General features: G+C 65.8%; 19 protein-coding genes and 2 tRNA genes. 11 read left to right on the top strand and 10 right to left on the bottom strand.

Annotated features, from left to right (window positions below; translation table 11 throughout):
* Nucleotides 1-53 precede the first annotated feature (53 nt).
* Nucleotides 54-647, top strand: coding sequence for a TetR/AcrR family transcriptional regulator (locus tag ACFQ9R_RS21615; RefSeq protein WP_378992767.1), 594 nt, complete (start codon nucleotides 54-56; stop codon nucleotides 645-647).
* Nucleotides 648-1,615: 968 nt separating this feature from the next.
* On the opposite strand, the gene ACFQ9R_RS21610 is transcribed toward ACFQ9R_RS21615, so the two are convergent.
* The 3 genes from ACFQ9R_RS21610 to ACFQ9R_RS21600 all read right to left on the bottom strand — a co-directional run bounded on the left by ACFQ9R_RS21610 (nucleotide 1,616) and on the right by ACFQ9R_RS21600 (nucleotide 3,692).
* Complete coding sequence (locus tag ACFQ9R_RS21610) at nucleotides 1,616-2,095, bottom strand: HIT family protein (protein WP_378992765.1); 480 nt, start codon at nucleotides 2,093-2,095, stop codon at nucleotides 1,616-1,618.
* A 225-nt stretch (nucleotides 2,096-2,320) separates the two neighbouring features.
* Nucleotides 2,321-2,500, bottom strand: a complete 180-nt coding sequence (locus tag ACFQ9R_RS21605; RefSeq protein WP_378992763.1) for a hypothetical protein — start codon at nucleotides 2,498-2,500, stop codon at nucleotides 2,321-2,323.
* Nucleotides 2,501-2,519: 19 nt separating this feature from the next.
* The gene (locus tag ACFQ9R_RS21600) at nucleotides 2,520-3,692 is read right to left on the bottom strand and encodes an SRPBCC family protein (RefSeq protein WP_378992761.1); all 1,173 of its coding nucleotides are present in this window, start codon (nucleotides 3,690-3,692) and stop codon (nucleotides 2,520-2,522) included.
* Nucleotides 3,693-3,810: 118 nt separating this feature from the next.
* Here ACFQ9R_RS21600 and ACFQ9R_RS21595 point away from each other — a divergent pair, with 118 nt between their 5' ends.
* Nucleotides 3,811-4,413, top strand: coding sequence for a TetR/AcrR family transcriptional regulator (locus ACFQ9R_RS21595; RefSeq protein WP_378992760.1), 603 nt, complete (start codon nucleotides 3,811-3,813; stop codon nucleotides 4,411-4,413).
* Nucleotides 4,414-4,837: 424 nt separating this feature from the next.
* Here the strand turns inward: ACFQ9R_RS21595 and ACFQ9R_RS21590 are convergent, their stop codons facing one another.
* From ACFQ9R_RS21590 to ACFQ9R_RS21580, 3 genes are all read right to left on the bottom strand, one after another.
* Complete coding sequence (locus ACFQ9R_RS21590) at nucleotides 4,838-5,308, bottom strand: NUDIX domain-containing protein (protein WP_378992759.1); 471 nt, start codon at nucleotides 5,306-5,308, stop codon at nucleotides 4,838-4,840.
* 4 nt (nucleotides 5,309-5,312) lie between these two features.
* On the bottom strand, nucleotides 5,313-5,465 hold the full coding sequence (locus tag ACFQ9R_RS21585; protein WP_378992758.1) for a hypothetical protein: 153 nt from the start codon (nucleotides 5,463-5,465) through the stop codon (nucleotides 5,313-5,315).
* 113 nt (nucleotides 5,466-5,578) lie between these two features.
* Nucleotides 5,579-5,652, bottom strand: a tRNA-Pro gene (locus tag ACFQ9R_RS21580).
* A 722-nt stretch (nucleotides 5,653-6,374) separates the two neighbouring features.
* On the opposite strand from ACFQ9R_RS21580, the gene ACFQ9R_RS21575 reads away from it, so the two are divergent.
* The 4 genes from ACFQ9R_RS21575 (at nucleotide 6,375) to ACFQ9R_RS21560 (ending at nucleotide 8,831) form a co-directional block, all read left to right on the top strand.
* Nucleotides 6,375-6,749, top strand: a complete 375-nt coding sequence (locus tag ACFQ9R_RS21575) for a hypothetical protein (protein WP_378992757.1) — start codon at nucleotides 6,375-6,377, stop codon at nucleotides 6,747-6,749.
* 87 nt (nucleotides 6,750-6,836) lie between these two features.
* A tRNA-Pro gene (locus tag ACFQ9R_RS21570) sits at nucleotides 6,837-6,910 on the top strand.
* A 327-nt stretch (nucleotides 6,911-7,237) separates the two neighbouring features.
* Nucleotides 7,238-7,729 carry a DinB family protein gene (locus tag ACFQ9R_RS21565; RefSeq protein ID WP_378992755.1) on the top strand — a complete coding sequence of 164 codons (492 nt, stop codon included), beginning with the start codon at nucleotides 7,238-7,240 and terminating at the stop codon, nucleotides 7,727-7,729.
* 49 nt (nucleotides 7,730-7,778) lie between these two features.
* Nucleotides 7,779-8,831: a fused (3R)-hydroxyacyl-ACP dehydratase subunits HadA/HadB gene (locus tag ACFQ9R_RS21560; protein ID WP_378992754.1), complete on the top strand. Its 1,053-nt coding sequence runs from the start codon at nucleotides 7,779-7,781 to the stop codon at nucleotides 8,829-8,831.
* 1 nt (nucleotide 8,832) lies between these two features.
* Here ACFQ9R_RS21560 and ACFQ9R_RS21555 read toward each other — a convergent pair whose 3' ends face one another.
* Entirely contained in the window at nucleotides 8,833-9,237 is a 405-nt protein-coding gene (locus tag ACFQ9R_RS21555) for a helix-turn-helix domain-containing protein (RefSeq protein ID WP_378992752.1), read from the bottom strand.
* Between the two features lie 227 nt (nucleotides 9,238-9,464).
* Between ACFQ9R_RS21555 and ACFQ9R_RS21550 the strand changes: the two genes are divergently transcribed.
* Both ACFQ9R_RS21550 and ACFQ9R_RS21545 read left to right on the top strand, forming a co-directional pair.
* The gene (locus ACFQ9R_RS21550) at nucleotides 9,465-11,987 is read left to right on the top strand and encodes a molybdopterin-dependent oxidoreductase (protein ID WP_378992751.1); all 2,523 of its coding nucleotides are present in this window, start codon (nucleotides 9,465-9,467) and stop codon (nucleotides 11,985-11,987) included.
* Between the two features lie 2 nt (nucleotides 11,988-11,989).
* Nucleotides 11,990-12,565 carry a TetR/AcrR family transcriptional regulator gene (locus ACFQ9R_RS21545; RefSeq protein ID WP_378992749.1) on the top strand — a complete coding sequence of 192 codons (576 nt, stop codon included), beginning with the start codon at nucleotides 11,990-11,992 and terminating at the stop codon, nucleotides 12,563-12,565.
* 1 nt (nucleotide 12,566) lies between these two features.
* Here the strand turns inward: ACFQ9R_RS21545 and ACFQ9R_RS21540 are convergent, their stop codons facing one another.
* A complete protein-coding gene (locus tag ACFQ9R_RS21540) occupies nucleotides 12,567-13,700 on the bottom strand; it encodes a LuxR C-terminal-related transcriptional regulator (RefSeq protein ID WP_378992747.1) in 1,134 nt (377 codons plus the stop codon).
* Between the two features lie 86 nt (nucleotides 13,701-13,786).
* On the opposite strand from ACFQ9R_RS21540, the gene ACFQ9R_RS21535 reads away from it, so the two are divergent.
* Together ACFQ9R_RS21535 and ACFQ9R_RS21530 are read left to right on the top strand one after the other, a co-directional pair.
* Nucleotides 13,787-14,257: a grhN gene (locus ACFQ9R_RS21535; RefSeq protein WP_378992745.1), complete on the top strand. Its 471-nt coding sequence runs from the start codon at nucleotides 13,787-13,789 to the stop codon at nucleotides 14,255-14,257.
* Nucleotides 14,258-14,266: 9 nt separating this feature from the next.
* Nucleotides 14,267-15,064 carry an MBL fold metallo-hydrolase gene (locus ACFQ9R_RS21530; RefSeq protein WP_378992743.1) on the top strand — a complete coding sequence of 266 codons (798 nt, stop codon included), beginning with the start codon at nucleotides 14,267-14,269 and terminating at the stop codon, nucleotides 15,062-15,064.
* Nucleotides 15,065-15,067: 3 nt separating this feature from the next.
* Here ACFQ9R_RS21530 and ACFQ9R_RS21525 read toward each other — a convergent pair whose 3' ends face one another.
* Nucleotides 15,068-15,652, bottom strand: coding sequence for a TetR/AcrR family transcriptional regulator (locus ACFQ9R_RS21525; RefSeq protein ID WP_378992742.1), 585 nt, complete (start codon nucleotides 15,650-15,652; stop codon nucleotides 15,068-15,070).
* Between the two features lie 105 nt (nucleotides 15,653-15,757).
* On the opposite strand from ACFQ9R_RS21525, the gene ACFQ9R_RS21520 reads away from it, so the two are divergent.
* Nucleotides 15,758-16,594, top strand: coding sequence for an SDR family oxidoreductase (locus ACFQ9R_RS21520; RefSeq protein ID WP_378992740.1), 837 nt, complete (start codon nucleotides 15,758-15,760; stop codon nucleotides 16,592-16,594).
* 4 nt (nucleotides 16,595-16,598) lie between these two features.
* Here ACFQ9R_RS21520 and ACFQ9R_RS21515 read toward each other — a convergent pair whose 3' ends face one another.
* The gene (locus ACFQ9R_RS21515) at nucleotides 16,599-17,075 is read right to left on the bottom strand and encodes a nitroreductase family deazaflavin-dependent oxidoreductase (protein WP_378993004.1); all 477 of its coding nucleotides are present in this window, start codon (nucleotides 17,073-17,075) and stop codon (nucleotides 16,599-16,601) included.
* Between the last annotated feature and the right edge of the window lie 30 nt (nucleotides 17,076-17,105).

The raw sequence follows: 17,105 nt of genomic DNA, 5'->3' as shown, positions 1-17,105 counted from the left end.
ATGAGGGTGCCTCGATCTATAAGTCGAGGGTACCTCGAGTTAGGAGCAAGGCCGTGGCGAAGACCCCGCCGACCGCTGGTCGCCGACCCCGGGCCGACGCGCGTCGCAATTACGATCGGCTGCTCGCCGAGGCCGACACAGTCTTCGCCGAGTTCGGCGCCGAAGCCCCGTTGGACAAAATCGCTCGTCGGGCCGGAGTATCGATCGGCACGCTCTACGCGCACTTCCCCCACCGCGGGGCACTGATCGGCGCACTGCTGGACCAGCGCAACACCGCCCTGTTCGACCACGGCGAGGCGCTGACGCAAGCCGGCAACAGCGCGGAAGCGCTCGTCACGTGGATCCGGGCAGTCCTGGACCACGCCTCGACCTACCAGGGACTGGCCCAGATTCTCAGTGCGGGAGCCGATGACGCGGCATCGGCGTTGCACGCGGCATGCCTGCGGATGACCGAGATCGGCGATCGTCTGGTCGCGAATGCCCGCCTGGCGGGAGCCCTGCGCGCCGACGTGACCGGGGATGATGTGTTCGCGCTGATCAACGCCCTCGCTTGGTCTCGCGAGCATACGTCGCGGCGACAGGCCGACCGTCTGCTGGATCTCGCCCTCGACGGCGCGCTCCTGCCCACTGTCGCGAACCCTCGCTGACTGCCACCGACAACGAGCCGAGCTACTGCTCGCCCTAGCCGACGACCTGTTCACCGGCGCGACGGATTGTGACAGCCATTGGCGATCTCGAACAGCGGCCGGGCGTCCTTCTCCAGGTCGAGCACGCTGTCCGGCAATGTAATTGCCGAAGGGGAGAACGGTGACGACAGCTCTCGTCTGTCACATACGACGCTCGTTGTCATCACCCGTTTCGAATCGAGAACCGGAGAAGCGGCTGGCAGCGGCGGAATAGACTGGCGGCGTGTATGTCCCGTGCTCGGTGTTCCGGCGGAGCCCACTGGAGCGAGCCGATCAACACCTGTCGTGGAACCGAGACGATCAGGCATTCTTCGCTGCCGGCGCGTGCCACATCCTCACCTACGCATTTCTGGAGATCCATACCAGCACGTTCCGGCCGGTCGGACTGTGGCCGAGCGGCGCTGACAACCCGAGCCACGTGTATGCATCGGACGGCACATGGGCTTTCGATCATTGCGGATGGACACCAGAGCAGGAACTGCTTCGCGCCTCTCGCGCCGCCGAACCCGACACCGGGTACCAGCCGAATCCGATACCTATGAGCTTCGACGAACTATGCGCAAGGCACTGGCATCGCACCCGGGCCGAGTTCGCTCACGACCCATGGCCTCGTGCACATGCCTACATTGCACGAGTCGGCCATCCAGTACCTCGAGCGGTGCAAGCGGGTCGAACACCACCGCCTTCCCGCTCCGCACTGAACTCATTGCTCACGACAAACCCGTCGGCTCCGCCACAGCCGGGCCCGACGGCAACTGGGTGATCGACCCGTCGCCGGAGGAGAACGCCTCGGGCCAACGCCCGATGGGTCGATACATGCTGAGCCTCGGGGCCCGTAGCCTAAGAAGTAAGCGTCTCCACTTCGAATCGCGCCGCTCGCAAGGCAATACACAGGGCCGGCGGGCGCTGCGTCGTCCTTGGGTACGCCCCTAGCCCCGCACCGCCGCAGACAGCTCCACACAGAGCGCATCCAGTCCGGAGGCAGGAATTTGAGGCGCGTCCGGGGAATCGACGTTGTGCCAAGGTACATCTCGTCCAGTACCGACAGGTCGGGTGAAAATGTGCTGGTGAAGGTGAACACCGGCCGCGCTCAGTCCCGCGACGAACGTGAAGACATGGGTGGGTTCGAGAACCTGGCGCAGGGCGCCGATCGACGAGCGGACAGCGCGAGCGAACGCGACCGTCTCAGCGTCATCCAGCAGATCGAGGCTCGCAACGTGACGACGAGGCTCGACGAACAGATAGCCCGGCCGGACCCACTCGCCATGGGCAGGCCGGTGGGTCACCACCACGAAGTCGTCGATGTGGATCACCGGGCTCACCAGTGGTCCGGTCCCGTTGTGTTTGTCGCAGATCACGCACCCCCACATGCCGGCGACAATACCGCCGCTCCGGTCGCTGATACGCATGCACGCGTTGGACTCTCGACTCAGCGCAGGCGCTCATCGTGCAGTCGTCCTGACCGTCAAGACACATCGGCCACGAGTCGACTCCGAGTTCTTCGGCAAACTCCCGAAAGACCTCAGCCGTCCGGGCAACTCGAAACGAGCCGGATTCCGCCTCGGCTAGCCGACCACGACATGCATGCCCGGGCCTCGACAGGGCGGAGCCCGGCATCGCCGCCTACCTTCGGCCTATCGCGACCGGCCCGAGCTCGCCAGTGCCGCCCGGCGCACCATGTCACGCTCGACACCGACGACCGTCACGCCAGGCCGCAGCGCGCACAGCCTCGGCCAGCGCCTCGCCCGGCGCGGGGTCACCGCCGCGGAGCCCGGATGAGCCTCTGACAGGCCGGGGTGGGTTTGGGTGGTCATCGGCGTTCCTGTCTCGCCGTTAGTCCAGTGCGATGCCGAGTTCGGCGGCGAGGGTTCTGATCATGTGCTGGACGCCGATTTCGTTGCGGCCGATGATCATGTGATCGTGCTGGCCTCGGCGAACTCCTTCGCCGCATTGGGGCAGCATGGCGAAGTCCTCGTCGCGGACCGCGGCATGGACTTGGGCGTAGATGTCGTCGTAGACGGCGCGTTGCTCGTCGGTGGTGGCGGGGATCTTGGCCATCCAGCTGTGGCGGACGGTACAGCGGGTCGGGGCGCCGGCAGGCAGCATGTCGAGGATCTCGACACCGACAGGGCTGTTGGCAAGCACAAGGTTCGGGTAGATCCAATAGATGACGCCCATATTCATCAGCGGGTCCCAGGATCCGCTCGGATCGGCCTCGAGCGCGGTGATCCAGTTGAACGGGAATCCCATACGGTGATGGCGGCCGAAGGCGTCGTGGGTGGAGGTGTTGGCCACAGTGTTCTGGCCGATCACGCTCTGTCCGTGCACGAAGGGAAAGTGGTAGCTCTCGGCGAAAGCCTCGAGTGCGCCCTTCCAGCTGACTTCGGAAGTGAATTCCCGCTCGTCGTGGTAGCCGTAGGAAGCGTAGTTCAGCTGCGCCAGTTCAGGTCCCATCGCGCCGAGGTGGGCGTCGATGTCGATCGAGCCCTCGGCAGAGAGCACTGCCCAGATGAACCCGTGGCGTTCTTGGCTGGGTAGCTCGACCAATCCGTAGCCGGCGCGGTCCATGCCGGTGAAGCCCTCTTTGCCGGGCACCCCGGCCAGTTCGCCGGTGTTCCGGTAGGTCCAGGCGTGATAGGGGCAGGTGAAGCGGGTGGCGTTGCCCGAGCCGCACGCCGGTTGCGCGCCGCGGTGGCGGCAGTAGTTCAGGAACACATGCGCGGTGCCATCACGGTCGCGGGTGACCAACAGTGAATCTTCGAGCACGGTGCGCACCACGTAGTCGTTCGGCGCGGGGATGCGCGCCGAGGGCACGATCATCAGCGGTGTGCGGCGCAAGATCTGGGTCTGCTCGACCTCGGCGATCTTCGGGTCGCTGTAGTAGTGCAGCGGCACTCGCAGCGGAGCGGGCGCCATATCGGTGGTGTGGTCGAGCACCAACCCCAAGGCGCGGCGGGTCAGGTCCTCGGTCAGCCCGGCGGCGCCGGGTTCGATCTGAGTGGTCATGAGTTGACCATACATATCTAGCCAACTGTATGGTCTATTTCGACGGAACGGGACGCTCGTCGACCTCGGCGCAGACGATAGGGTCGGCAGAACACGATCACCGGCCCGGAAGGAATCGATGCGCACGCACGGCTGGTCGGGGACCACTCCGGCCGATGACACCGAAGCCATCGCGCGCATCATCGGCGCCGCCCGTGTGGCCATCGAACGCAGCGGCGGGGATTTCACCATGGCCGAGATCGCCCGCGACCTCGGCGTCACCCGTCAAACCGTGTACCGGTATTTCGCCAATGCCGACGCTTTGCTGACCGCCACGGCCCTGACGGAAACGGGTCGATTTCTCGATGTTCTCGCCGAGCATCTGGACCATCTCACCGATCCCGCCGAGGCCGTGGTCGAAGGGATCGCATACACCCTCGAACGCCTCTCCACCGACCGGTATCTCGGCCTGTTGTTGACCCCTGGCCGCGCGGGCGCATTCTCCCCCGGTGTCACCTCCGATACCGCGTTAACCTTCGGCCGCTCCATTCTCGAACGCTTCGCTGTCGATTGGGGCCGCGCGGGGATCGATGACGCTCGTCTCGATGAACTCGTGGAGCACATGCTGCGGATCGTGCAGTCCTTTGTCATCGACCCTGGTCGGCCGCCGCGGCAAGGTTCGCAACTGCGCGCCTACCTCACGACCTGGGTCGCCCCCGCACTCCGCGCCCACCAACGCTGAGCCCACAACGAACGGCAAGTTCCCTACGCCCGCTGTATCGGCCGCGCCAGGACGTCAGCCGGTCGTCTCGCCACAAGCGCACGACCCGTCGCACCGCCACCCGTGCATAGCGGACGTCGCTCAGGGAGTGGCGACCTCAGTGCCTATTGTTTCCAGGTTGCGGTGGTGTCCCACCACTCGTGCCGGCCGCCGATTAGACCCACTTATCAGTGGTTGGAAATCGGCTACTGGACACAGCGATCGACCACCTCGAAAAATGTGCCGAACGGGCGCGTATCACGTCCGAGTGCCGCAGGAACTGACCCGCGCGCACCGGCCACCTTTTTCGGGTGGCGAGGTCGGGCAGCTGACACGCGCAGCTTCTACCGTCGCGAGCAATGCGCTCGGCCATCTGGCGCACTCACGCGCGGTTGTCGCCGAATCGTCAGCCGAGATATGGCGCGCTTCGCCCCGCGAGGTAATGGGTCAGCCTGAGCCGCTGCGTGTGGTGCATGTCGAGGCTGTCCAGTTCGGAGGGGGCGACGAACCGCAGCTCTGTGGACTCATCGGAGATCGCAAGGTCACCGCCGATGATACGAGCCAGGAAGCACACGTTGAACTGGCGCCGGACCTCACCGTCGCTGTAGACGATCACGTGGCGCGGATCGGTGTAAGTACCGACGAGACCGGTGATTTCGATGTCGAGTCCGGTTTCTTCCTTGACCTCTCGGACCGCGCAGCCGGGCAGACTGTCGGTCATCTCCATGCCGCCACCGGGCAACGCCCACAGACCGCTGTCGGTGCGGCGTTGCAGCAGGACGCGGCCGACGTCGTCGCATACCACTGCGCACGCCGCGACCACAAGGCTGTTCGGCTCCGGTGCGGCTGGGTCGTCATAGTATTCGGTACGCGCCATCGGCTCAGCCTTTCACCGGTCGGCCGGTTCGCCAGACCGCGTTGAAACTGTCGGTGTAGGTGTCGAACAGGCCACCGTCGACGGTACGGCGCAGATGCCAGACGGGTGCGTCGACCGCCTCTCCGGCGACCCCCGATTGAGCGGCACCACGAGACACTGGACAGTCGTTCAGATTCAAAACGTGGAGTTTCTGTGGATTTGGCCGAACCACATCAAGTGTCGGGACACAAGAAAACCCCCTCCGACCCAGGTCAGAGGGGGTTTTCACTGTCGGGCTGACAGGATTTGAACCTGCGACCACCTGACCCCCAGTCAGGTGCGCTACCAAGCTGCGCCACAGCCCGTTCTTGCCCCCGTCTCCGGGTGCTCGAAAAGATTACCTCACCTCTTGGTGAAGGTACTAATCGGCTGGTAGGGGCACCTTTTTGTCGATCCGGAGGAGTGTCGGCGTCTTGCGCCGGAGCCCACAACCGCGCCGAGTTCGTAGGGATCCCATAGAAGTCTGCGCGTGTCAGGAGCCCGACCTTGCCAGCGCGTTCATGGCCTGTGCGCGCGGTCGGTTCGTGTGGCCCTCGGACGTGACGTGTGCCCGTTCGGCACATTCTCGCGGCGGTCACGCCTCCGCCCGTGCACCGTGGTTCCTGGGCGTGGCTGTTGCCGCAAACTGCCCGCAGGCCATGGGCGTTCATCTGTCGATGGTGACAAACAGGTGCGGTGTGTCGTCAGCGCACGCGGACCTTGGAGGTGGTGGGCCGGCAAGCGGCCAGCATGAGCATCAGCTGTTGGGCGAGATCGCGTGGTCGAGTTACCGCGAACGGCACGCGCGTCGATTCGGAATGGGCGCCGTCGATTTCGTGCCTGATCAGCCAACTATCTGACGCTTGCCGGCCCAGGAGTGGAGACGGCTGGCCGTGTTGGTGGTTTGTGGGTTCAGCGGTCGATGCTTTCGTCAGCTCGGTCGTGGCGGGTGCCGTGTCGGTTCGCCGTGGGGCCGTTGCCGCGATCGTATGATGACCCGACTCACTCACTTGCCCCGTCCATCGTTGGAGAGACCTGAATGTCAAACATGAAGTGGCGCGTGTTCGGTACGTCGGTGCTGATAGCGAGTGCCACGGCCATGATCTCATCAGGGCCTGCGATGGCGGAGCCGCAGGGCTGCACGCTGGACCGATCGTGGGGCGGAGCGAGTGCCCATTGTGGCGGCGATGGGACCTATATTCTGGAGGTCGACTGTTTCGGCGTGAGCGTGTCCGGTGGGCAGCCGTTCGGGCCGTACTACAAGTCAGTCGTCGGTCATACAGATCCGACTTTGGACCCGATCTTCAACTACCCGCAGCGGAACTGCATGAACCCTTTGACGCTCGGGCAGGTCGGTATTGCTACCGATGCGCGTATTACGTTGGTGCCCACTCGGCCCGCTCCGTCGAACGCTTACGAATAGTGATCAGCGTGGAACCTGGGTTTGCGTCACAACGTTTCGGCGTTCACAGAGGTAATCTTTTCGAGCACCCGGAGACGGGGGCAAGAACGGGCTGTGGCGCAGCTTGGTAGCGCACCTGACTGGGGGTCAGGTGGTCGCAGGTTCAAATCCTGTCAGCCCGACAGTGAAAACCCCCTCTGACCTGGGTCGGAGGGGGTTTTCTTGTGTCCCGAGATTTGACGTGGTTTGGCCGAATCCCACAGAAACCCCAGTGACATGACAGACTGACGGCAGGCGGCGTCGAGCTCTTCGGCGCTCGACCGGTATCGGCTGCGGTGAAGATCGACCCGCATCGCCTTGGTCAGCGCGCGTTCCGCGACGAAACACATCAGATTTCCCCTCCCCTGGTTCGCCTCCGTCACTGGCCGTGTTGAGCCAGCCGAGCCGTGCCCTGCCGACTGCCAGACACCCCCGAGCCTTCGATCAGCAAGAGAATGGAGTGAAAGTCCATGGTTACCAACATAATTACCACCGGCGCCGAGCGAACGATCATCGAGAACACACTCGATCGCAACCGTGAAGCGCTCATCGCGACCGCACGCGGGTTGTCCGACGCCGACGCTCGGCGACGGCTTGTCGCGTCGCTGACGACACCGATTTCCTTGATCAAACATGCCGCCGCCGCGGAGCGGATCTGGTTCCAGCGGTTCTGGGCGGGGCTCGACGAAGCCGAATGCGACGGGTACTCGCAACGCGACGAGGGCACGTTCGCCGTGGCCGACGACGAGTCGCTGGCCGATGTCATCGCGGAGTTCGAGCGTGCGAGCAGCCGATCACGGGCGATCGCCGCCCGGTTCGACCTGGACGACACCAAGCACAATCCCCGTGAGGGGACTGTCAGCATGCGGTGGACTCTGCTCGCCATGATCGAGGAAGTCGCCCGCCACGCAGGTCACGGCGACATCTTGCGCGAGCAGATCGATCAGACCGCGACACTCTGAGAACAGCAAATATCGCTCGCCAGGCTAACTATTGGTTACTTTGCTGAGTGTGCGGACAACTCCAGACGACTCCAGGTTGCTCGATTCACCCGCCGATTCGGTCGCCTCCGCGACGACGGTCGGGCAGTCCTATCGAACCGGCGACTGCTATGTCGTCGGGCGCGAGAAGATCCGGGAGTTCGCCCGTGCGGTTCAGGATGATCATCCCGCTCACCGCTGCGAGCAAGCGGCTGAAGACCACGGTTACGGTGGCCTGGTCGCGCCGTTGACCTTCGTCTCGATCCCCGCGTTTCTGGCCCAGATCGAGATGTTCGATCGTGTGGCCGAAGGTTATGACCTGAGCCAGATCATGCAGACCGACCACGGCCTCATCGTCAACAGGCCGATCCTCGCGGGCGATTCGTTGCGCTTCGAGGTCGGACTCGAATCGCGCCGTAAGGCGTTCGGGGGCGACATCTTCGGCTTCAAGTGTGCGGTCACCGACCAGTACGGCAAGGAAGTCGTCACCACCCGCACGTCCTTCGTCGGCCGGCGGGAGGTGAATTTCGCCGCCGCGCGAATCTGCGACCGACTGCTGATGCAGAACTTCCGTCATGGCTCGTCGATTCCGCGACAACACCACACAGCCGAGCGTGCCGAGCCACCGCGCCCGGCACCGACCGCGGACCCGGGCCGGAATATGGTGCCGTTCAGCACCGTCGCTGTCGGCGACGAGCTCCCGCCCAGGATCGTGGCTGTGACGCTGGGCGACCTGGTCAACTACGCGGGCGTGGCCGGCGACCCGAACCCCATCCACTGGAGCAAGGAGGCGGCGGCGTCGGTGAACCTGGAATCGCCTGTCGCACAGGGCATGCTGATGATCGGGATCGGCGCAGGGTACGTGACCTCATGGGCGGGCGGTCCCGGTGTGGTGACCGAATACGCGGTGCGATTGACCAGCCCGGTCTATGTCTGCGACAGCGGAGCGATCGTCGAATACACCGGCAGAGTGAAGGCGGTCGACGCAGACCGCAAGACCGCGACGATCGCGGTCACCGCCACACAGGACGGAAGGAAGATCTTCGGACGAGCGGTTGCGGTGATCCAGTGCGCGGACCGCTAGGTCAATCGTCGAGGCAAATGGCGAGCAATCGGTCACTGACGCGGAGACGCTCGGCCATCGCGACGAGGATGTCCATGGCCTCACTCGACAAGCCGACAGCACGCAGCAGCAGGGCGCGCGGTTCCTCGAGTTCGAGGGCTCGGATGAGTGTGTGATCGTCGACGCCGTGATGCGGGGTGAGGAAGAAGTAATCGGGCGTGACCTGGAAGTACTCGGCCAGCGCCGAAACAGTTTTCGCCGAGGGATTCTCGCGATTCCCGGACCGTAGCTGGGACAGATACGGTGCGGAAATGCTGTGGCCGGCCGCCTGGAGCATGCGCGCCACTTGACGGTTTGTGCACTGACGCACGTCCGGACCCGAGGGGTTGTCGAAGAGTTCGTTGAGGCGGGCGGCGAAATGCGTCACAGCGGTTCCTCGGCATCAAGTTGGTCAGAAGACCATCATGAGACGCGGACTGTGTTCCCGGCAATAGTCCTAGCAAACTTGCGGCGCTCGTCACAAAATCTCCACCACCGGGCTGTTCGGCGTAACGACCGCCGATTCGTGTCGGCCGACGCGGAAGACCAGGTCATCGACCGTATTGATCGCCAGCAGCCCGCGCCGATGACCTGTTCTATGCAATACTGCATAGCATGCGTCTGACCAGCCCGGAATCCGATGACAACACCGCCGAGTGGCGCAAGACGGCCTGCATTCTCTGTGAATGCAACTGCGGTCTAGAGATCCAGACAGATGGCCGCAACCTGGTGAAGATTCGTGGCGACAAACAACATCCGGGGTCGGCGGGCTACACGTGTGAGAAGCCGCTGCGCCTCGACAAGTACCAGGCGGGCGCACACCGCATCGACACTCCGCTGCGGCGCACCGCCGACGGCACGTACGAGCCGATCGACTGGGATACCGCGCTCGACGAGATCGCCGCCAAGCTCACCGGGGTTCGTGACGCGCACGGTGGCGAGTCGATCTTCTTCTACGGCGGGGGCGGGCAGGGCAATCACCTCGGTGGCGCCTACGGCCGGGCGCTGTATCACGCAGTCGGTGGCCGGTATATGTCGAATGCGTTGGCGCAGGAGAAGACCGGCGAATCCTGGGTCGATTCCCAGCTCTACGGCAATCACACCACCGGCGATTTCGAGCACACCGAGGTCGCGATCTTCGTCGGCAAGAACCCCTGGCAGTCCCACGGCATCGCGCAGGCGCGGCCGGTACTGCGCGAGATCGCGCGGGATCCGAACCGGACGATGATCGTCATCGACCCGCGCGTCAGCGAGACCGCGGCGCTGGCCGACTATCACCTGCAGGTCAAGCCGGGCACCGACGCCTGGTGCGTGTCGGCGATCGCGGCGACGCTGGTGCAGGAGAACCTGCACAACGAGGGGTGGCTGGCCGAACACACGACCGGTGCCGAACCGGTGTTGCGAGCGTTGCGGGCGGTCGACATCAGCGCGAACGCGCACCGCTGCGGTCTCGACGAGACGCTGATCCGCACCGTCGCGCGCCGGATCGCCGCCGCGAAGAGCGTCGCCACCTATGAGGACCTCGGCGTGCAGCAGTCCCCCAACAGCACCCTGGTCGCCTACCTGAACAAGATGCTGTGGATCCTGACCGGCAACTTCGCCAAACCCGGCGGGGTGCATATTCATTCATGGATGTTCCCGCTCGCCGGCCGCTGGCACGCCATCCCGAGGGCGGCCGGGGCGGGTAGGGCACAGCGCGTGCGGCGCGGCGTCGCGACCGTGGCGATGCGCTACGGTGCCACGCCCGCGCGCCGGTTGATCGCCGCGACCGCTGGGCGTGGCGCGATCTCGCGGAATGTGGCCGGGCTGACGGCGAGTACCACGCTCGACGTGTTCTTCGACGCTGTGGCGGTGCCGATCGCCCGCACGATCGCGGACAAGCTGAGCATGGTCGACAGCCCCACGCGCACACCGGTTTCCGGGGCCCGGATTCTCAACGGCCTGATCCCGTGCAACTCCATCGCCGACGAGATCCTCACCGACCACCCCGACCGGTTGCGGGCTATGTGGATCGATTCGTCGAATCCCGCGCACTCGCTGGCGGATTCGGCGCGATTCGTGGCGGCGATGCGGTCGCTGGAGCTGTCGGTGGTCGTCGATGTGGCGATGACCGAGACCGCTCGCCAGGCCGACTATGTGCTGCCCGCGGCGAGCCAGTTCGAGAAGTACGAGGCGTCGCTGTTCACGCTGCACTTCCCGCACAACAGCTTTCAGGTGCGCGCGCCGTTGATGGCGCCGTTGCCGGGCACCCGTCCCGAACCCGAGATCTACGGTGCGGTGATCGACCGTCTCGGCGTGGTCGAGCCCCGGCTGCTGGCGGAGCTGGCCGCGGCGGCACGGGTGAGCCGGGAGGCGTTCGCGCTCGCACTCTTCTCCACGCTGAAGGCGCGCCCCGAACTGGCCGGGCTGACACCGTATCTGCTGTACCGGACCTTGGGCGCGAGCCTTCCGGAGGGGGAAGCCGCGCTGGCGCTGGCATGGGGATTCGCGCTGCTGTGCGTGATCTCCCAGCCCGACGCCGTGGCCAGGGCGGGCTTCACCGGATCCGGGTTCGGGCAGGCCGAGGAGTTGTTCGAGGCTGTGCGCGCGCACCCGGAAGGGGTGCTGTTCTCCGATGACCGCTACGAGGACGCGTGGCGCTACATCCAGCACGCCGACGGCAAGATCCACGCCGTCATCCCGGAACTGCTCGACGAACTGCGCGCGGTCTGCGCGGTCGACCCCGACTACACCAGCGAGGAGTACCCGTTCACCCTGTCCGCCGGTGAGCGGCGCGCGTTCACGGCGAACGTGATCATCCGCAACCCGGATTGGCGCCGCCGCGACCGTGAGGGCGCTCTGCGGATCGCGGTGGCCGATGCCGAGCGGCTCGCGCTGAGCACCGGAGATAGGGTGCGTGTGGTCACCGAATCCGGTTCGGCGACCACGTCGATCGAGATCAGCGAGATGATGCAGGCAGGACACATTTCACTCCCCAACGGCATGGGTGTCGCCTATCCGGGCGCGGACGCAGTCGTCGGTGTCGCGCTCAATACGCTGACCTCGACGTCGCGACGCGACAAGTTCTTCGGCAGCCCCTGGCACAAGAACGTTCCCGCCCGTATCGAGGTGCTCACGGCGCCGGTGAAGGAGGCCTGACGGTGGGAGCTCGTACCAACACTCGGCAGAAGATGCTGGGCAGTGCGATCGAACTGCTGCGCGAACGCGGCGCGGCGGGCGTGACCGTCGACGCGGTACTCGCTCGCAGTAGCGCTCCCCGGGGCTCGGTGTATCACCACTTCCCCGGCGGGCGCGCCCAGATCATGACCGAATCGCTCACTCTCGCAGGCGATACGATCAGCGCCCTCATCGAGGAGGCCGCCGAGCGGGGCGCCGCGGGGGTGCTGGCCGGGATCGCCGAGTTCTGGACGGCGATCCTGCTGACGTCCGATTTCGAGGCGGGCTGTCCGGTGGTGTCGGTGGCGGTAGGCGGGGCGCCCGAGGACCGCCACCTGCAACCCGAGGTCGCCGCCATCCTGCAGCGTTGGCACGACACCCTGGCCGTCGCGATCGCCGCGGAAGGCGTCGCACCGGCACGCGCCGAACGCTTGGCCACGATGGCGATCGCGAGCGTCGAAGGCGCGGTGATCCTGTGCCGTGTCCACCGCTCGACTACCGCGCTCGACGAGGTCGTCGAAGAATTGCGCGTCCTGCTCGCCACCGCCGTCGGCACCTAGGTCAGTACGTCGGCCAGGGCCCACCCCGGATCGGTTTGGTGGCGGTGACGCGCTGCTCGTTGTCCCGGAAGCGGGGTTCGTAGTGGGTGAAGAACACCTTGGCGACCAGGTCTCGCCGGCTGTGGACGCCGGTCTTGTCGAAAATGCTCTTCAGATGCTGCTGCACGGTGTGGGCAGAGACGGTCATGTCGTGGGCGATCTGCGAGGTCGAGGCACCCTGGAGCACCAGCCGGGTGACGTCGCGTTCACGCTCGGTGAGCCCATAGGCCGACATCAGCAGCGGGTAGATGCGGCTGGGGTGGGCCGGTTCGATGATCACCGCGACCCTGGTCTGTGCTGACGAGGTCAGGCGGGCACCGTGTAACACCACCCAGGTTCCCGACCTGGTCAGCGCTCGCGACACGAGTACCTCGTCGGGTCGGTCGTCCGCCGCGTTGCGGAACGCGCGGGCGGCGAGTGTGATCACCGCACTCGGCAGTTTCTCCCGGTCCCAGTCGCCGTCGGGGAGGTCCGACAGCCAGCGCCGCACCCCGGCACTGGCCGATTCGACCTCCCACGCCGAGTTGAGCACCAGCAGACCTGGCGAGTCCGCGTATTCGGGTTCGCCTGCCTGCCCGATCAGTAGCGCCCGGCGCACGCCGTCGGCCAGGGCCGGCGCCACGGTGGCAACGAAGTCCTTCTCGGTGGCGTCGAACATCGGGGCGCCGGGCTCGCGATAGAGCGCGAGCGCTCCCCACACCTCGCCGGATCGGGTGCGCAGTCGCGCGATCAATTCCTGATCCCCACCCATCGTCATATTGCGTTGCCACCGTTCACTTTTCGACGGGTCGCCGCCGACGGTTTCGTGCAAGGTCGACAGTCCGGTCGCCGACCTGACCACATCGACGATGCCGTGGCGTTCCTCGCCGTATTCCGCGGCCAGCCACTGCGGCGGAAACTCGGCGAGGCCGAGATGGAAATGACTGGTCATCAGCAGCGACGCGGGATCGAGGGTGTACCAGCACGGCGTCCAGTAGTGCGGGACGGCGGTGGCCAGCACCTCCGTCGTCTCCTGCCACAGCGACACCAGATCGTGCGGCTCTCGGCACAACCGCCCGATCTTGTCGGCGGCGCGTTGCCTCGCATCCGTGCTCACAGATCAACGGTAGGCCGCGGCCGGACCAGGGGAAATACCAGATTTGTGGAATGTCGCGGCGACCGGGATATTCCTAGCCTCGGTGTATGACGAATACCGGAACCACACCTGTGCGCCTCAGTCCGCCACCACCGCAATTGATGCGCCTGATCAATCCTGTCGTGCGGCGTATCTTGGCGACGCGATTGCTCGGCAGTCGCATTCGCCGGCAGGGAATGGTCGAATTCACCGGCCGCCGTACCGGCCGCACGCTGCGGATCCCGGTCTGCCTGCACCATGTCGACGACGAGACGCTGATCTTCACCGAGCGACCATGGCGCCACAATCTGGTCGGCGGCGCGCCCGTCACCATCACCCATCGCGGGCAGATCCGCCACGGTCACGCCGTGCTCCTCGATGCCGCGCCTGCCCGAGTCGGCGCCGCGATGCGAGCGGCGATGGACGACGGCGCCAGCCCCTTCGAACTCGGGCTGAAGGTCACGCGCGGCTACGACCCGACCGCCGACGACCTCGCCGTCATCGCGCGCTCGATCATTCGGGTCGATGTCGAGGAGTGAGGAAGCATCATGCGTATCAATCGAATCCAGCACGACATCACTGTTTTCGCCGATGAACTGGAGGTTCCCGGCATCGGCCATATCCCGGTCAACGCGTACGTTCTGCACGCGGCGGAGCCTGTCGTCGTCGACACCGGTCTCAGCCTTCCCGACCGCGGGTTCATGGCGGCCCTGAGTTCGATCGTGGATCCGGCCGACGTGGAATGGATATGGCTCACCCATCCCGATCGCGACCACACCGGATCGCTGTTCGACCTGCTCGATGCCGCCCCGAACGCCCGGCTGATCACGACATTCGCCGGCCTGGGCATCATGTCGTGTGCTCGACCGGTCCCGATGGATCGTGTGTACCTGCTGAACCCGGGGCAGTCCCTCGATGTCGGCGACCGACGCCTCACCGCGTTTCGCCCACCGTTGTTCGACAATCCGAGCACTGTCGGGTTCTACGATGAACGCAGCGAATCATGCTTCACCTCTGACTGTTTCGGCGCTCCGCTGCCCAGCGCCGAACTCGCGACCGCCGACGATGTGGGTTACACGCCGCCGGCCGCGATTCGCGCGGCCCAGCATCTCTGGGCGGCGGTGGACAGCCCGTGGGTGCACGTCGTGGACGAGGGCAAATACCTCGCCACCGTGTCGGCGATGCGCGCCTTCGACCCGCGCCGGATCCTCAGTACACATCTTCCGCCCGCGGGGGGACGCACGTCGCAGTACTGGGACATGCTTGCCGAGGCGCCGCAGGCCGCGCCGTTCGTCGGTCCCGATCAGGCCGCGCTGGAACAGATGCTGGTGAGCTTCGAACCCTGATTGTCAGGCGGTGCGCAGGATCCTCAGTGCGGCTCGTTCGATGCGGTCGGCGATTTCGGTGTACGACTCGTAGCCCATGCCCGCCCGCACCAGCGCGCCCGCGTAGATGATCTCGAGCCATTCGATGACCTCGTTGTCGGCGTCGGGGCCGAGTGCGCGCGCGAGTCTGCCGCGGATCTCGATGCCGATGCGGGTGCGCAGGTGTTCGACATCCGGGTCCGAGCCCAGCAGCGCGCCGGTGACCGCACCGGACAACTCTTGTTCCTCGGCCACCAGCAGTGCGATGTTGCGCAGCTCGGCCAGCACCCGCACCGTCGGGTCGGGGTCCTCGATTGCGGGCGAGTGCGAGGCCAGCAGGCGACGCCAGAAGATCTCGGCGACCAGGTGCTCCTTGGAGGAGAAGTAGGTGTACGCGGTCGCGGTGGCGACGCCCGCCTCCGCTGCGACCAGCCGGATCGTCATGCCGGAGAAGCCATCGCGTGTCAGCACCACCAGCGCGGCCCTGGTCAGCCGTTCGACGGTGTCGGCCTGCTTCCCGGTCAATCGACGCCGGGTCGCTTCGAGGCTGATGGAATCGCTTTCAGACATGCGTCCGGATGTTACTCGCCAGTCCCGCAGCGTCGGTGAACCAGACCATGGCGGCGCGGGGGCCGGGGTTGATTCGTAACCATGTCCAGAATACAATCTGGACACATGTCTGATGCATCGAACACGCCGTCCATCGCAGGCAAAGTAGTCGTTGTCACCGGCGGTGCGCGCGGCATCGGACGTGCGGTAGCGAGCGAACTGGCCGGGGCCGGGGCGGTTCTCGCCCTCGGCGATATCGATGCGAGCACGGTCGCGAGTACCGGGGCCGAGATAGGCGCGACCATGGCGCGGCACCTCGACGTCACCGAACCCGCGTCGTTCGCGAGCTTCCTCGCCGAGGTCGAAAAGACTTGCGACCCTGTCGATGTGCTGATCAACAACGCGGGCATCATGCCGGTCGGCCGGTTCACCGAGGAGTCCGACGAGATCACCCGCCGGATTCTCGGCATCAATGTCTACGGCGTCCTGCTCGGCACCAAGCTCGCGCTGCCCCCGATGCTCACCCGCGGCCGCGGCCACATCGTGAACATGGCCTCGATGGCGGGTGAGAACCCGACGCCGGGAATGGCCACCTACTGCGCGAGCAAGCAGGCGGTGCTCAGCTTCACCGAGACCATGCGCCTGGAACACCGCGGCACCGGCGTGCGGTTCTCCGCGGTGCTGCCGACGTTCACCCGCACCGAGATGATCGCCGGAACTCGCGCTCCGCGTGCGTTGCTCGCCGAACCGGCCGACGTCGCCGCCGCGGTCGCCGCCCTGATCGCCCGGCCACGCCGACGTGTCTCGGTCACCCGCACGGCAGGTGTTCTCGCCGCCGTCAACAAGCTGACCCCGCGCCCGTTCGGTGAGTTCATGGCTCGGCGGTTGGGCGTGCACCGCACCTTCATCGATGTCGACCGCGATGCCCGTCGTGCCTACGACGACCGGCTCGCGGCCGACTGAGGGCTCAGGTGCGCGACAGGATTACGACCGGAATCTCGCGTTCGGTCCAGGACTGGTAGGCATCGAAATCGGCGTAGAGGCCGGTCAGCAACGGCCACAGGCGCTGACGCTCGCCGGCGTCGGCCACGCGGGCCAGCACCGGGTAGTGCTCGCTGCGGACCCGGACATGGGCGTTCGGATCCGCGAGCAGGTTCCGATACCACTGCGGATGATTCGCGAGGCCGCCCTGGGAGCCGACGATGACCAGGTCATCGCCGTCGACGAGATAGAGCAGCGGCGCGGCGAAGATCTTGCCGGACTTGCGACCTCGATGTTCGAGCAGCAGCGTCGGCACCGGGCTGCGGAACCCGGCACCGATGCGCCAGGTACCGCCGACGCGGCCGTTGGTGCGGCGATAGACCCACGCCTGTGCGCGCGACCCGTATCGGATGATCCGGGTCGTCATCGGCGAGTTCAGCCCTTTCGGCTGATTCTTCGGCATAACCATCGTCCGCACGCTACAGCGATCGCG

Source organism: Nocardia sp. NPDC056541, from assembly GCF_042794235.1.
Lineage (GTDB): Bacteria > Actinomycetota > Actinomycetes > Mycobacteriales > Mycobacteriaceae > Nocardia.
This window is presented reverse-complemented; position numbering and strand designations above follow the sequence as displayed.

Bases quoted from the DNA above. Each gene is read 5' to 3' on its own strand.
- ACFQ9R_RS21610 (WP_378992765.1), bottom strand. From the start codon at position 2,095: ATGCGTATCAGCGACCGGAGCGGCGGTATTGTCGCCGGCATGTGGGGG.
- ACFQ9R_RS21605 (WP_378992763.1), bottom strand. From the start codon at position 2,500: ATGACCACCCAAACCCACCCCGGCCTGTCAGAGGCTCATCCGGGCTCC.
- ACFQ9R_RS21600 (WP_378992761.1), bottom strand. From the start codon at position 3,692: ATGACCACTCAGATCGAACCCGGCGCCGCCGGGCTGACCGAGGACCTG.
- ACFQ9R_RS21595 (WP_378992760.1), top strand. From the start codon at position 3,811: ATGCGCACGCACGGCTGGTCGGGGACCACTCCGGCCGATGACACCGAA.
- ACFQ9R_RS21590 (WP_378992759.1), bottom strand. From the start codon at position 5,308: ATGGCGCGTACCGAATACTATGACGACCCAGCCGCACCGGAGCCGAAC.
- ACFQ9R_RS21575 (WP_378992757.1), top strand. From the start codon at position 6,375: ATGAAGTGGCGCGTGTTCGGTACGTCGGTGCTGATAGCGAGTGCCACG.
- ACFQ9R_RS21565 (WP_378992755.1), top strand. From the start codon at position 7,238: ATGGTTACCAACATAATTACCACCGGCGCCGAGCGAACGATCATCGAG.
- ACFQ9R_RS21550 (WP_378992751.1), top strand. From the start codon at position 9,465: ATGCGTCTGACCAGCCCGGAATCCGATGACAACACCGCCGAGTGGCGC.
- ACFQ9R_RS21535 (WP_378992745.1), top strand. From the start codon at position 13,787: ATGACGAATACCGGAACCACACCTGTGCGCCTCAGTCCGCCACCACCG.
- ACFQ9R_RS21530 (WP_378992743.1), top strand. From the start codon at position 14,267: ATGCGTATCAATCGAATCCAGCACGACATCACTGTTTTCGCCGATGAA.
- ACFQ9R_RS21525 (WP_378992742.1), bottom strand. From the start codon at position 15,652: ATGTCTGAAAGCGATTCCATCAGCCTCGAAGCGACCCGGCGTCGATTG.
- ACFQ9R_RS21520 (WP_378992740.1), top strand. From the start codon at position 15,758: ATGTCTGATGCATCGAACACGCCGTCCATCGCAGGCAAAGTAGTCGTT.
- ACFQ9R_RS21515 (WP_378993004.1), bottom strand. From the start codon at position 17,075: ATGCCGAAGAATCAGCCGAAAGGGCTGAACTCGCCGATGACGACCCGG.